Consider the following 14,665-nt stretch of genomic DNA (forward strand, 5'->3'; position numbering starts at 1 on the left):
TTATGGCTGTGCTTTCTTCGCAAACCCAACCGTCAGATACGCAAATTGTCCCGCGTCACGTTGCCATCATCATGGATGGCAACGGGCGTTGGGCGCGTAGCCGCGGGCGTCCTCGTACAATGGGGCATCGCGCAGGCGTCGAGGCCGTGCGTCGTACGATCGAGGCATCTGTCGAACTCGGTATCGAGTATCTGACGCTGTACGGTTTTTCGACCGAGAACTGGAAACGCCCGGAAAGTGAAGTAAGTGACCTGATGGGCTTGCTGCGCCTGTTTATCAAGCGCGAGCTTTCCACCTTGCAGAAAAATGGTGTGAAAATCCGGATTATCGGTGACCGGTCGCGGTTTGCAGATGATATCCGTGCTTTGCTTGATAAGGCCGAAAGCGCAACCAGTGGCAATTCGCGGCTTAATCTTACAATCGCACTAAGCTATGGCGCGCGTGCCGAATTGACCCAGGCGATGCGTGAAATTGCCAAAAAGGTCGCATCCGGGGAAATTTCGGCAGACGCGATTACCGAAGATCTGATTGAACAGAACCTGTCCACAGTCGGGATTCCTGATCCTGATTTGTTGATCAGGACCAGTGGCGAACAGCGTATCAGCAATTTCCTTTTGTGGCAGTCCGCCTATACAGAATTCGTTTTCGAAGACGTATTGTGGCCGGATTTCGACCGTAACCATCTGGAAAAAGCCATTGACAACTTTGCCGGACGGGAGCGGCGTTTTGGTGCAGTCATCTGAAACCGAACGTCTCAAAGATAATAATTCCGGATTGAAGCCGCGCATTCTTTCTGCGCTGGTTATGACCCCGGTTGCTGTTGCCGCTGTGTGGTTTGGATCACCATATTTCGATATTCTTCTGTTTGCTTTTTCTGCGGGTATGATGTGGGAATGGTCGCGCATGTGCGCGCCGGCAAACTATAATGGCATTTCGGTTGTTGCAGCTGTAGCACTTGGTGTTGCGATGTTGATGCAAATGACCGGCCAGGAAGAATATATCGTTATGCCGCTTGCCATCAGCGTGATTATTGGCGCTGCCCGGTCGGGCAAGAATTGGTTCCTTGCCGGTTTTGGCATTCTGTATGTATCGCTTGCTGCATTGGCGGCACTTTGGTTGCGCAATCAGGATCATGACGGATTGCTGACCATCATGTGGTTGTTCTTCCTTGTCTGGGCCACCGATACAGGGGGCTACGCTTTTGGAAAGATGATCGGCGGGCCGAAGCTTGCACCGCGTTTCAGTCCGAAAAAGACGTGGGCGGGGCTGATTGGTGGTATGGTGTGTGCGGGGTTGATTGGCGCAATTGTCACCTATTTCAGTGCCGATGCAATTAACTGGATGATTGTTGGTGTCAGCATGTTGCTTGCTGTAGTCGCACAGGTTGGCGATCTTGGTGAATCGGCGCTCAAACGTCGGTTTGCAGTCAAGGACAGCAGTAACCTGATCCCGGGTCATGGGGGCTTGCTTGATCGCGCTGACGGGATGCTGTCGGTATTTCCGGTTGCCTTTGTTATTATCTGTTTCGCAGGGCTTGCGCTGCGATAGGGCGGTTGAACCAGCGACCGCTTTTTTTACAGGTGTTTGATGAGTTTGAAGAAATCCGTCAGTGTTTTTGGCGTGACCGGTTCAATCGGGACCAGCACGGTTGATATTCTCAAAAGCCATGCGGACAAATATAGCGTCGATGCGGTGACAGCACACCGCAATGTTGAGGCCTTGGCGCAAATCGCCAGGGATCTGTCGGCAAAATTCGCGGTGATTGGCGATCCTAACCTTTATGATGAGCTGTGCGATGCGCTTGCCGGATCGGGTATCGAAGCCGGTGCAGGTGAAAGTGCCCTGATTGATGCCGCTCAGCGCCCGTCCGATATTGTTATTGCTGCTATTGTTGGCGCTGCCGGCTTGAAACCTACATTGGCGGCAATCCGGCGCGGGGCACGTGTCGGTTTGGCCAACAAGGAAACCCTTGTCTGCGCCGGTGCCCTTATGACGGCAGAAGTTGCGCAACATGGGGCGACACTCATTCCGGTTGATTCGGAACATAGTGCTATTTTCCAGGTTCTGGAAGACCGTCCGGAACACCAGGTTGATCGCATATTGCTGACGGCTTCAGGCGGACCGTTTCGCGAATGGTCCCTGGACAACATGAAGTCGGTGACCCGTGCACAGGCGCTTGCCCACCCAAATTGGGATATGGGGGCGAAAATCTCAATCGACTCTGCGACGATGATGAACAAGGGGCTGGAGCTGATCGAAGCCTGGCATCTTTTCCCGGTACCGGAAGACAAGATCGAAATTGTTGTTCATCCTCAATCGGTTGTGCATAGTATGGTCGAATATTGCGATGGTTCGGTACTTGCGCAACTCGGTTCACCGGATATGCGAACCCCGATCGCCTATGCGCTGGCATGGCCGGAAAGGATCAAGGTCGATGTACCTCGTCTTGATTTTGCCACGATCGGAGGGTTGAACTTCCAACAACCGGATACAGAACGCTTTCCTGCATTGCGTTTGGCACGCCAGGCCTTGCAGGAAGGTGGTACACTGCCTACTGTCCTGAACGGCGCAAATGAAGTTGCGGTTGAGGCCTTCTTGCGCGATCAGATAGGATTCCTGGATGTTGCGGGAATTGTCGAGACTGTGATGAACAAGATCGGCAGTCATCGATTGACCGATCTGGAACAGGTGTTTGAGACAGATGCGATGGTGCGCCGTGAAACGGCTGCCTGTATCGCTGCTGTTTAAGTTGAAATTTCCGGTTTTTCCGGACAAGGGACGTCTTGATGGAAACCTTACTTGCCTTTCTTTTTGTTCTGTCGGTTCTCGTGTTCGTTCACGAATATGGTCACTATTGGGTCGCCATCAAGAATGGGGTCAAAGTCGAAGCATTTTCGATTGGTTTCGGGCCGGAATTATTCGGCTGGAAAGATAAAAAAGGCACGCGCTGGAAAGTAAGCCTGATCCCGCTTGGCGGTTATGTGAAGATGTTTGGCGACATGAACCCGGCAAGTGCCGGTCAGCGCGATGATCTTGATGCCGAAGAAGAAAAATACGCCTTCCATCACAAAAGCGTTGCTGCACGCGCCGCCATCGTGTTCGCCGGGCCGTTTGCAAATTTCATCTTTGCCATTGTTGTATTTACATTTTTGTTTGCCGCTGTTGGCCAACAGCGCGCGCTGCCTGTCGTTGGGGATGTGCTTGACGACAGTCCGGCTGCGACCGCCGGGTTGCTCAGTGATGATCAGATCACGGCAATTGATGGTGAAAGCGTTCAATGGTTCTCTGAACTGTCAGAAATCGTTCGTGCCCATCCGGCGGAAACACTTTCGGTTACGGTTCTTCGTGATGGCCAGCAGATCGACCTTTCTGTTACGCCCGAGGCAATCACTGCTGATGAAAACGGTCAAACTCAGACCTTTGGGCGTTTGGGCATTACAGCAGGGGCCTTTGACACCAGTCGGGACGGCGTGATCGATGCCGTCAGCCGGGCGTTTGAGACATTCTATTCACTGACAACGCAAACTTTTGCCGCCCTTGGTGAAATGATCAGCGGAGACCGCGATAGCTCTGAGCTTGGTGGGCCGATCCGGATTGCACAGATGTCGGGGCAGGTGGCCGAAGGGGGCCTGGGACCTCTTCTGTTCTTTATGGGCTATCTTTCAATCAGTCTTGGGTTGATCAATCTGATGCCGGTACCTGTTCTTGATGGCGGGCATCTTGTGTTTTACGCGATCGAGGCAATTCGCGGTAAGCCATTGGGGGCAAAAGCACAAGAATATGGTTTCCGTATCGGCGCTGGTTTGGTATTCAGCTTAATCATTTTCGCAACGTGGAACGATTTGACGCAATTGGGTGTCTTCAGTTTCCTCAAAGGACTTGCTGGCTAATGAATGACAGCAACAGGGGGGTTAACTTGCTGCGTAAGGTAAAAGCGGCCGCACTGGCTGCGGCACTGCTTGGCGGTACAGCGCCAATTGTTATTCCGGTGGCAGCATATGCCCAACAGAATTCCGGCCTGATTCGCGAAATTCAGGTCGAAGGCAACAATCGAATTGAAAGCGGTACCGTCAACGCGTATCTGACCGTTGCACCCGGTGATTCCTATGACGCCCGCCAGATCAATGATTCCCTCAAGGCATTGTTCTCGACTGGTCTGTTTGCAGACGTGTCGTTCAGCTTCAACCAGGGTGTGTTGAAGGTAAACGTTGTTGAAAACCCGATTATTAACCGCATTGCCTTTGAAGGTAACAATCGTCTGAAAGACGATGTACTCAGTGCTGAGTTGCAGTTGCGTCCACGTGTTGTTTATACCCGGACCAAGGTTCAGGCAGATGTCCAGCGTATTCTGGAATTGTATCGCCGAAGCGGGCGTTTTGCGGCAACTGTCGATCCCAAAGTCATCCAACTCGACCAGAACCGCGTTGATCTGGTCTTTGAAGTTGATGAAGGCGAAGCAACCGGTGTTCGGAAGATCAATTTCGTCGGCAACAAGGCGTTTGATGACGGTGAGCTTTCCGATGTCATCCGTACCACCGAAAGTGCGTGGTGGAAAATTCTGACATCCGATGACAACTACGATCCCGATCGTGTGACCTTTGACCGTGAATTGCTCCGTCGCTTCTATTTGTCGGCGGGGTATGCCGATTTTCAGGTTCTGTCATCTGTGGCGGAACTGACGCCGGATCGTTCCGATTTCTTCATCACCTATACGGTGAGCGAGGGACAGCGATATCGTTTTGGCGATGTAAAGATCGTATCGCAGATCGACAAAATTGATGCGGATTCCCTGTTGCCACTGATCGAGATCGAAAAAGACGAATGGTATAACGCGACCATGGTTGATGATGCTGTTGATGCATTGACCAACAGCGTCGGCGATCAGGGCTATGCCTTTATCGATATCCGCCCGAGCGTTCAGCGCAACCGCGAAACCGGTACCATCGATTTGACCTTCACGATTGCCGAAGGACCCAAGGTCTATGTCGAACGGATTGATGTTGTCGGCAACGTCAGAACGCTTGATGAAGTTATTCGACGTGAATTCCGTCTGGTTGAAGGCGACGCATTCAGCAGTTCGAAAATGAAGCGTTCGAAGCAGCGTATTGAAAACCTGAACTTCTTCAAATCGGTTGATGTCAAAACCCTTCCGGGCCAGACGCCGGACCAGACTATCCTTGAAGTCGATGTTGAAGAAAAATCAACCGGCGAATTTTCGATCGGGGCAGGTTACGGCACGGATAACGGTGCTTTCGGGCAGTTGGGTATTCGTGAACGCAACCTTTTGGGTAAAGGCCAGGATCTGCGACTTAACTTCACTTTGGGCTCTACGGACCAGCAAGTCGATTTGTCCTTCACCGAGCCTTATTTCCTGGATCGCGAGATTGCCGCAGGTTTCGATGTTTATCGTCGTGAAGAGGATAACCAGGACGAAAGCTCGTACGATGAAGAGCAGACTGGTGGACGTCTTCGTGCAGGTTTCAAATATACCGAAGACCTGTCTCACTCGTTCCGATATACATTGGAACAAAATAGCTACTCGAACATCAGTACAACTGACGCGTCTCGGCTTCTGCTTGCGGAAGATACAGATTTTGTAGAGTCAGCAATTGGTCATACATTAACTTACGACAAGCGGGATAGCTCGGTCGCCCCGACCGAGGGTTATTTTGGGCGCCTGTCCAACGATTTTGCGGGCCTTGGCGGGGACGAGACCTATCTCCGTACGCGACTTGAGGGCGGTTATTACTATCCCCTTGATCGCGAGCACGAATGGGTTCTTTCGACCCGTGCCGGTACCGGTTATATCTTTGGTATCGGTGATGACACCCGCATTTCCCAGCGCTTTATGGTTGGTGGTTCCAACCTTCGCGGTTTCGAATCCGCCGGTGTAGGCCCGCGTGATATCGCAACGGGTGACTCCCTGGGTGGCAAGATGTATTACACCGGGTCTGTTCAGATGGACTTCCCGCTTGGTTTGCCGTCCGAGTTTGCCCTGAAAGGGCGCGTATTCAGTGACTTCGGCTCATCCGAAGGTGTTGACGGTGCGCGTGCCGGTGAAATTTATGACACCGGGTCCATCCGTGGATCGGTCGGTGTCGGTGTTGGTTGGGAATCGCCGTTCGGCCCGATCGGTGTCGATCTTTCCCAAGCCATCCTGAAAGAAGACCACGACAAAGAGGAAGTGTTCCGACTTAACTTCGGAACCAGATTCTAATGATGAAAAAGTCGTTCCAGAAAATTCTCGTTGCGTCTGCACTCGTTTTTGGTGCCGCAATGGTTCCGCAGGCCCAGGCGCAAGAAACGCCAAATCCGGAAACCGTCGCATCGGTCATGATTGTCGATTATGCGGGCATCATGCGTGAAGCATCGGCCATGCAGGACGTCAAAAAGCAAATTCGCGAGCGTCAGGTAACCTATCAGCAGGATATCGAAACGCGTCAGCAGGCGCTGCGCGAAGAGGAAAAGCAACTGGCACAACAGCGCACTTTGCTTGCCGCTGACGTCTATCAGGAAAAGCAAAAGCAGTTCCAGCAAAAGGTCGCGGCATTCCAGAAGTTTGCCCAGGGACGCAGCCGTGTACTTGATCAGGCTCTTGCCGAAAGTCAGGCAACTTTCCAGAAAGCATTGAACGAGGTTATTGCCGGTCTGGCCGAAGAGCGCCGCGCAACGCTCGTCCTGCATCAGGCACAGGTGATTATCTTTGCCAATGCAATGAATGCCAGCAAGGAAGTGTTTGACCGGATCAATAAAAAAGTGCCGACGATCAAGGTTGAGTTCAAGGAAGGCTCCTGATGGCTGATTCCCGTTTCTTTAGCCGCAAAGGACCATTCAGCGTCGCGCAAATCGCCGAGCTGACGGGGGCAGATGTTGTAAATGCTCCTGATCGCGACCGCGTGTTTGATGATGTTTCGCCGCTGCAAAATGCCGACAGCACGATCCTGAGCTTCTTTGATAACCGCAAATACATTGATGCGTTTATCAATAGCAAAGCCGGCGCGTGCTTTGTCCGGCCCGAGTTTGCCGACCGTGCACCAAAGGAAATGGTCCTGTTTACGACCAACGATCCGTATCGGGCCTATGCCAAGGCTGCGACGGCGTTTTACCCGTTCGAGACCGGAAATGGTTCCATTTCCGAATTCGCGGTTGTTGACCCGTCTGCCAAGCTTGGAAAAGGCGTGCAGGTCGATGCCGGGGCCGTTATCGGTGCGAATTGTGAAATCGGTGATGGAACCATCATCGAAGCCAATGCGGTAATCGGCAAGGGTGTGGTTATTGGTGCGGGATGCCGGATCGGGGCAAATGCATCAATCAGTCACAGCCTGATTGGCAATCTTTGCCTGATTTATCCTGGGGCGCGTATCGGTCAGGATGGGTTTGGCTTTGCCATGGGCCCGCAAGGGCACGTAAAAGTGCCGCAGCTGGGCCGTGTTGTAATTGGCAATGATGTCGAGGTCGGGTCGAATTCCACGATTGATCGTGGTGCAGGCCCTGATACCGTTATCGGCAATGGTTGCCGTATCGACAATCTGGTGCAAATCGGCCATAACGTCGAAATGGGTATGGGATGTGTTATCGTATCCCAGGTCGGCATTTCGGGATCGACCAAGCTTGGCAATTTTGTGGTTCTTGCCGGGCAGGCCGGGATCACCGGCCATCTTGAAATTGGCGATGGCGCCAAGGTTGCTGCCCAATCGGGTGTCATGAAAAATATCGGGCCGGGGGAAACAGTTGGCGGAAGTCCTGCTGTTCCGGTCATGGAATATCATAAACAGACGGTGGCCTTGTCCCGTCTGATACGAAAAAAGAAATAAGGGCTACACACATGACCGAATTGGTAAGTGTTGATATTCAGCGCATTCTGGAAATGATTCCGCACCGTTATCCGTTCCTGTTGATCGACAAGGTTGTCGATATTGCCGAGGGTGAATCCGCAACCGGCATCAAGAACGTAACGATGAACGAGCCGCAATTTACCGGTCATTTCCCGCAGCAGCCGATCATGCCGGGTGTTCTGATCGTTGAAAGCATGGCGCAAACTGCGGCCATCTTGGTTGTTCAGACCTTGGGTGCGGATGCCGAAGGCAAACTTGTCTATTTCATGAGCATCGATAACGCCCGTTTCCGCAAGCCGGTTACACCGGGTGATGTCATGCATATTCATGTCACCAAAAAGCAAAGCCGCGGACCGGTCTGGAAGTTCGAAAGCCAGGTCAAGGTTGACGGTCAGGTCGTTGCCGAGGCCACCATCGCCGCGATGATCCGGGATAACTGATAATGTCAAAAGTGCATCCAACCGCCGTTGTCGAAGATGGCGCGCAGATTGGTCAGGATGTCGAAATCGGGCCGTATTGCGTTATTGGTCCGAATGTTGTCTTGGGTGACCGTGTCAAATTGCACAGCCATGTTGCGATGGCCGGGCACACGACCCTTGGCGAGGAATGCGAAGTCTATCCGTTTGCTTCGGTCGGTCATGCGCCGCAGGACTTGAAGTTCAAGGGCGAGCAAAGCCGTCTTATCGTCGGCAAGCGCACGAAAATTCGTGAAGGTGCGACCCTCAATCCCGGTACCGAAGGTGGCGGGATGGAGACCACCATCGGCGATGACTGCCTTCTGATGACCGGGGCCCATGTCGGGCATGATTGTCACGTTGGAAATCATTGCATCCTGGTCAATAACGGCACTTTGGCCGGGCATGTTGTGGTTGAAGATTTCGCGATTGTTGGCGGATTGTCGGCCGTTCATCAGTTTGTACGCATTGGCAAACACGCCATGATCGGCGGCATGACCGGTGTCGAAAGCGATGTGATCCCTTATGGGTCGGTGATCGGCAACCGTGCATATCTGTCAGGCCTGAACATTGTCGGCCTGAAACGGCGCGGATTTGATCGTGAAACCATCCATTCCCTGCGCAAGGCATACCGTTTGCTTTTTGCCCAGGAAGGAACACTGGCCGAGCGCGTAGAAGAAGTTGCCAAAGACTTCGAAGGCGTTGGTCCGGTGATGGAAATCATCAACTTCCTCAAAGCGGAAAGCATGCGTTCCGTGTGTACGCCGAAATATGACAGCTCCGCAGGATAATCCGCGACCGAAACTGGGGATTATTGCTGGGGGCGGGGCGCTTCCGGCCCGCTTGGCTTCTGCTGCGCAGACGGCCGGCCGGGCTGTTTTCGTTGTGAAACTTGATCGCCACGCCGATGACCCCGAACTCGACCAATATCCTGGAATAACGGCAAGACTGGGGGCTGCTGCTAAGATTCTGGACGCCATGCGTGACAATGCTTGTCAGGATGTCGTCCTTGCCGGCAAGGTCGCCCGCCCAAGTTTTACGGCCATTCGGCCCGACTGGCGCGCGGCCAAGCTTTTGATGAAAGTCGGCATGAAGGCGCTGGGCGATGACGGATTGCTGAGACTGGTCGGGCAGGAGCTTGAACGCGAAGGCTTTCGACTGGTTGGTGCGCACGAAATTCTGACAGATCTTGCTGTTTCAGAAGGCGTTCTTGGCACCATCAAACCCGATGATCAGGCATTAAGTGACGCCAGACATGGTTTGCGGGTTGCCCGGATCCTTGGTCAGGCGGATGTCGGGCAGGGATGTGTCGTGCAACAGGGCCTTGTTCTGGCACTCGAAGCGATCGAGGGCACGGATGAAATGGTGCGTCGATCAGCCAATTATCGTCGTGACGGCGTTGGCGGAGTTCTGGTCAAATCATCCAAACCTCAGCAGGACAAACGCCTGGATCTTCCGGCCATCGGTCTGACGACGGTGGAAGAAGCCCACAAGGCAGGCCTGCGTGGTATTGCGCTTCTGGCTGGTGGGACAATGATCATTGACCGGTCGGCTGTGATTGAACGTGCGGACAGGCTCGGGATGTTTGTCATCGGCATCCGTCCGGAACATGACGGGGACCCCGAAAATGATTGATGATGCCCCGGCAACCGGGCCTAAAATCATGCTTGTTGCGGGCGAGGCATCCGGTGATCAGCTGGGCGGGCGTCTGATGGCGGCAATTAAACGTCAGGAACCGGAAGCCCGTTTCATCGGCGTCGGTGGCCCGCGCATGGAAAGCGAGGGCCTTAAAAGCCTTTTTCCGATGAATGAGATGTCCGTCATGGGACTGACCGAGGTCGTGCCCCATATTCCGCATCTGCTTAAACGGATATCGCAAACGGCGGAATTTGCCAAAATACAAAGGCCCGACGCCGTCGTAACCATAGATGCCCCGGATTTCAGTTTTCGCGTTGGTAAAAAACTGAAAGGCAAAGGCATTCCCCTGATCCATTATGTCGCACCATCGGTGTGGGCCTGGCGTGAGGGACGGGCAAAGAAGATTGCCGGATTTCTGGACCATCTTCTCGCGCTATTGCCGTTTGAACCGCCATACTTTGAAAAAGAAGGTCTTCCAACCACCTTTATCGGCCACTCAGCGGTCGAAGAGCGTCATGACGGCAATGCTGAACGGTTTCGGGCCAAACACGATCTGGACGCGGATAAACGGCTTTTGGCGGTATTGCCCGGCAGCCGCAATTCCGAGGTAAAGCGTCTGTTGCCGATTTTCCGAGAGGTCATCGACGCCATCGCTGCAAAATATCCCGATACCCGCATTGTCGTGCCGACGGTCAGCAAGGTGGCGCAAACGGTAACCGACGAAATGCAAGACTGGCCGTTATCGCCGATTGTCGTTACGACCGATCAGGAACGGCATGATGCATTTGCGGCGGCCAATTGTGCCTTGGCCGCATCGGGCACGGTATCGCTGGAACTGGCGATTGCCGGTGTGCCGCATGTCATTGCCTATCAGGTCAATGCGATTACGGGCTGGATCGCCAAACGCCTGATCAAGATTGACACCGTCACCATTGTCAATCTTGTCCTGGGGCGGAAATTGATCCCCGAGTTTCTTCAGGACAAATGCCGGGCAAAGGCGATTTTGCCTGCGCTGGAAGATTTGCTGAATGCGACCCCGACATATGAACAGCAAAAGGCCGGGTTTGACGAGGCATGCCAGATGCTTGGTTTCGCGGATCGCGCGCCCAGCGAAAAAGCAGCCGAACAAATTCTGGCAATTATCGCTAAAAAATAATGGCTAACGACTGGCATCGGTCGTGAAATGCATTTAGTTTCAGGTCATTGATCAATCCATGACGGAGACATTGCTATGCGTTATTTGCACACGATGGTGCGTGTCGAAAATGTCGATGAATCGCTGAAATTCTATTGCGATCTGCTTGGCATGAAAGAGACCCGCCGTATCGAGAGCGAGCAGGGGCGTTTCACCCTGATCTATCTGGCTCCGCCGGCTGATATCGAAAGTGCCAAGGCAACCAAGGCCCCGGAACTTGAACTGACCTATAACTGGGATCCGGAAAGCTATACCGGTGGGCGCAATTTCGGCCATCTCGCCTATGAGGTCGATGACATCTATGCGACTTGTCAGAAGCTGATGGATGCCGGTGTTACCATTAACCGTCCGCCGCGTGACGGCCGCATGGCGTTTGTGCGTTCGCCGGACGGAATTTCGATTGAATTCCTTCAGAAGGGCGGCAACCTTGAGCCGGCCGAACCATGGGCAAGCATGGAAAATACCGGCAGCTGGTGACACGCTATATCTGGCGAACAGCCAAAACCTGTTCACCGGAATTGAAATGCAAAAAGGCCCGGATTTCTCCGGGCCTTTTTTTTTGATCTTGCTCAGATCGTCGTCGGTACGACTTAGCGTTTGTCGACTGGAACGAACGGACGTTCTGCGACGCCGGTAAACAGCTGACGCGGACGACCGATTTTCTGCGACGGATCTTCGATCATTTCTTTCCACTGGGCGATCCAGCCGACGGTACGTGCAACCGCGAACAGCACGGTGAACATGCTGACCGGGATACCCATCGCCTTGAAGATGATGCCCGAATAGAAGTCGACGTTCGGATAGAGTTTCTTCTCGATGAAGTACTCGTCTTCACGTGCAATGCGTTCGAGTTCCTGAGCAACGTCAAGCAGCGGATCGCTGATGTTGAGTTCCTTGAGAACTTCGTGGCAGGTTTCCTGCATGACTTTGGCGCGCGGATCGTAGTTTTTGTAAACGCGGTGACCAAAGCCCATCAGACGGAACGGATCGTTCTTGTCTTTTGCTTTTGCAACGAATTCCGGAATGTTTTTCACATCGCCGATTTCGTTAAGCATCACCAGAACCGCCTCGTTCGCACCGCCGTGTGCCGGGCCCCACAGGGACGCGATACCAGCAGCAATACAAGCGAACGGGTTCGCACCCGAAGAACCGGCAAGGCGCACGGTCGAAGTCGAAGCATTCTGTTCGTGGTCGGCATGCAGGATCAGGATACGATCCATTGCCTTGGCCAGAACCGGATTGACTTCGTATTCTTCGCACGGGTTGCCGAACATCATCTGAAGGAAGTTTTCAGCAAAGCCCAGCTTGTTGTTCGGATAACGGAACGGCTGACCGATCGAATATTTGTATGCCATCGCTGCGATGGTCGGCATTTTCGCAATCAGGCGATAAGCCGAGATCAGACGCTGCTGCGGATCATTGATGTCGGTGCTGTCATGATAGAAAGCAGACATTGCGCCAACGACACCGCACATGATGGCCATCGGATGCGCGTCACGGCGGAAGCCGTTATAGAAATTGCGCATCTGCTCATGCACCATGGTGTGCATGGTGATGTCGTTTTCGAACTGTGCCTTCTGGGTGGCGTTCGGGAGTTCCCCGTACAGCAACAGATGGCAGACTTCCAGGAAGTCGGAGTTTTCTGCAAGATCGTCAATCGCATAACCACGGTGGCGCAGGATCCCTACGTCGCCGTCAATATAGGTCAGCTCGGACTGGCAGGAGCCGGTCGAAGTGAAGCCCGGATCATAGGTAAAATATCCAGTTTCAGCGTACAGCTTGCGAATGTCGATAACAGACGGGCCTACGCTACCCTCAATCACCGGCATCTCGAACGACTTGCCAGTGGCATTGTCGGTCAGTGTTACGGTGTGGGAAGTCTTGGAATTCTGAGCCATGACTTATTTTTCCTTCCCTGTTTGAACGAACACGGTTTCAAGTTGGGTGCAGCATAATGCTGCGGCGCATTAAGCGCAAACAGACTATTAGTTTTTTATAATTCGCTGTTGTTATGCATCGAAATGTCGAATGCGTTTCAGCGTTTGCTCTTTGCCAAGCACGATCATTACTTCGAAGATGCCTGGTGAAGAATTGGAACCGGTAAGCACCGCCCGCAAGGGCTGCGCAACTTTTCCGAGTTTAAGATCAAGTTTCTCGGCAGTTGCACGAACACATGCGTCAACGTTCTCTTCGGTCCAGCTTTCAAGCGCTTCAAGACTGTTGGCCAATTCTGCAAACAGACCTTCAGGTGCGCTATCGATCAGGGACTGAGCTTTCTCGTTAACGGACAATACGCCGTCAGTAACATAGAAGGCCGAAGATTCGGCGAGCTCGATAAGTGTCTTGGCCCTTTCTTTAAGGCCTGACATGCCATTGATCAAGATTTCTTTTTGCGCTGCATCAATTGCATCGGTTCCAATAATGGTCGCAACCCGTTGGGAAATCTCGTCTACAAGCCGTTTATCATCGGCCTGCCGCATGTAAATGCCGTTAAGGTTTGTCAGCTTCGCAAAGTCGAAACGTGCCGCACCCTTGCCAACATCCTTGATGTCGAACCATTCGATGGCCTGTTCCTGGGAAATGACTTCATCATCGCCATGGCCCCAGCCCAGACGCAGGAGATAGTTGTTCACGGCTTCCGGCAGGAAACCCATCTCGTCGCGATAGGAATCAACACCCAGCGCACCGTGACGTTTCGACAGTTTCGCACCATCCGGCCCGTGAATAAGCGGAATATGGGCAAAGGTCGGAACATCCCAGCCCATGGCGTCATAAAGCGCCTTCTGGCGGAACGCGTTGGTCAGATGATCGTCACCGCGAATGACGTTGGTAACGCCCATATCATGGTCATCAACAACAACCGAAAGCATATAGGTCGGGGTGCCGTCGCCACGCAGAATGACATAATCGTCAAGCTGTTCATTGGCGACACGGACTTCACCCTGGACCTGATCATTGATCACGGCGTCCCCATCCTGCGGCGCCTTGAGACGCACGACAGGTTTTACACCTTCCGGGGCTTCTGAGGGATCGCGGTCGCGCCAGGTGCCGTCATATTTCATCGGGCGACCTTCGGCGCGGGCCTTTTCGCGCATCGCGGTCAGTTCTTCGGGCGTGCAATAGCAATAATATGCTTTGCCGGCATCCAGCAATTGTTGTGCAACTTCGGCATGGCGGTCGCGACGGGCGAACTGGAAGGTCGGTTCATCGTCTGCGGTCAGGCCAAGCCAGTTGAGTCCGTCAAAAATGGCTTCGACGGCCTCGGGCGTTGAACGTTCGCGATCGGTATCTTCAATACGCAGCAAGAATTTGCCGCCGGTGTGTTTGGCATAAAGCCAGTTATAAAGGGCGGTGCGTGCGCCGCCGATGTGTAAAAACCCGGTCGGAGACGGGGCAAAACGGGTAACAACCGTCATTCAATCTATCCGCTATCTGGATGTTGTCGCTTGTCGTATGGACTTTTGGCGTGCAGGCTATAGCACAAATGACACGCTGTTGCACCACAGCCGATGTTAGATAGAAACTAAGCTTAAGGCGGGCTA

General features: G+C 53.2%; 14 protein-coding genes. 12 read left to right on the top strand and 2 right to left on the bottom strand.

Going from position 1 to position 14,665, the window contains the following annotated elements; all coding sequences use genetic code 11:
- The first annotated feature begins 2 nt into the window (after window positions 1-2).
- The 12 genes from SIB88_RS11995 (at window position 3) to SIB88_RS12050 (ending at window position 11,600) form a co-directional block, all read left to right on the top strand.
- Window positions 3-743 (top strand): isoprenyl transferase, encoded by a 741-nt coding sequence (locus tag SIB88_RS11995; protein ID WP_101246320.1) that lies wholly within the window; start codon window positions 3-5, stop codon window positions 741-743.
- On the top strand, window positions 730-1,548 hold the full coding sequence (locus SIB88_RS12000) for a phosphatidate cytidylyltransferase (protein ID WP_288350771.1): 819 nt from the start codon (window positions 730-732) through the stop codon (window positions 1,546-1,548). The genes SIB88_RS11995 and SIB88_RS12000 overlap by 14 nt, the downstream gene beginning before the upstream one ends.
- 39 nt (window positions 1,549-1,587) lie before the next feature.
- Window positions 1,588-2,748: a 1-deoxy-D-xylulose-5-phosphate reductoisomerase gene (locus SIB88_RS12005; RefSeq protein WP_206927678.1), complete on the top strand. Its 1,161-nt coding sequence runs from the start codon at window positions 1,588-1,590 to the stop codon at window positions 2,746-2,748.
- 38 nt (window positions 2,749-2,786) lie between these two features.
- On the top strand, window positions 2,787-3,890 hold the full coding sequence (rseP, locus tag SIB88_RS12010; RefSeq protein ID WP_412558153.1) for an RIP metalloprotease RseP: 1,104 nt from the start codon (window positions 2,787-2,789) through the stop codon (window positions 3,888-3,890).
- 26 nt (window positions 3,891-3,916) lie between these two features.
- Entirely contained in the window at window positions 3,917-6,217 is a 2,301-nt protein-coding gene (gene bamA / locus SIB88_RS12015) for an outer membrane protein assembly factor BamA (RefSeq protein WP_412558154.1), read from the top strand.
- The gene (locus SIB88_RS12020; protein ID WP_068518939.1) at window positions 6,217-6,795 is read left to right on the top strand and encodes an OmpH family outer membrane protein; all 579 of its coding nucleotides are present in this window, start codon (window positions 6,217-6,219) and stop codon (window positions 6,793-6,795) included. The genes bamA and SIB88_RS12020 overlap by 1 nt, the downstream gene beginning before the upstream one ends.
- Window positions 6,795-7,814: a UDP-3-O-(3-hydroxymyristoyl)glucosamine N-acyltransferase gene (lpxD, locus tag SIB88_RS12025; RefSeq protein WP_412558155.1), complete on the top strand. Its 1,020-nt coding sequence runs from the start codon at window positions 6,795-6,797 to the stop codon at window positions 7,812-7,814. Before SIB88_RS12020 ends, lpxD begins: the two co-directional genes overlap by 1 nt.
- An 11-nt stretch (window positions 7,815-7,825) precedes the next feature.
- A complete protein-coding gene (fabZ, locus tag SIB88_RS12030) occupies window positions 7,826-8,275 on the top strand; it encodes a 3-hydroxyacyl-ACP dehydratase FabZ (protein ID WP_068518941.1) in 450 nt (149 codons plus the stop codon).
- 2 nt (window positions 8,276-8,277) lie between these two features.
- Entirely contained in the window at window positions 8,278-9,081 is an 804-nt protein-coding gene (gene lpxA, locus SIB88_RS12035; RefSeq protein WP_101246314.1) for an acyl-ACP--UDP-N-acetylglucosamine O-acyltransferase, read from the top strand.
- On the top strand, window positions 9,062-9,925 hold the full coding sequence (locus SIB88_RS12040; protein WP_412558156.1) for an LpxI family protein: 864 nt from the start codon (window positions 9,062-9,064) through the stop codon (window positions 9,923-9,925). The genes lpxA and SIB88_RS12040 overlap by 20 nt, the downstream gene beginning before the upstream one ends.
- Window positions 9,918-11,084: a lipid-A-disaccharide synthase gene (gene lpxB / locus SIB88_RS12045; protein WP_412558157.1), complete on the top strand. Its 1,167-nt coding sequence runs from the start codon at window positions 9,918-9,920 to the stop codon at window positions 11,082-11,084. The genes SIB88_RS12040 and lpxB overlap by 8 nt, the downstream gene beginning before the upstream one ends.
- 75 nt (window positions 11,085-11,159) lie before the next feature.
- Window positions 11,160-11,600, top strand: a complete 441-nt coding sequence (locus tag SIB88_RS12050) for a VOC family protein (RefSeq protein ID WP_412558158.1) — start codon at window positions 11,160-11,162, stop codon at window positions 11,598-11,600.
- 113 nt (window positions 11,601-11,713) lie between these two features.
- Here the strand turns inward: SIB88_RS12050 and SIB88_RS12055 are convergent, their stop codons facing one another.
- The gene (locus tag SIB88_RS12055; RefSeq protein WP_068518946.1) at window positions 11,714-13,021 is read right to left on the bottom strand and encodes a citrate synthase; all 1,308 of its coding nucleotides are present in this window, start codon (window positions 13,019-13,021) and stop codon (window positions 11,714-11,716) included.
- 111 nt (window positions 13,022-13,132) lie between these two features.
- Window positions 13,133-14,539: a glutamate--tRNA ligase gene (gltX, locus tag SIB88_RS12060; protein WP_228195568.1), complete on the bottom strand. Its 1,407-nt coding sequence runs from the start codon at window positions 14,537-14,539 to the stop codon at window positions 13,133-13,135.
- Between the last annotated feature and the right edge of the window lie 126 nt (window positions 14,540-14,665).

The organism is Thalassospira sp. MIT121401, assembly GCF_047125595.1.
Lineage (GTDB): Bacteria > Pseudomonadota > Alphaproteobacteria > Rhodospirillales > Thalassospiraceae > Thalassospira > Thalassospira povalilytica.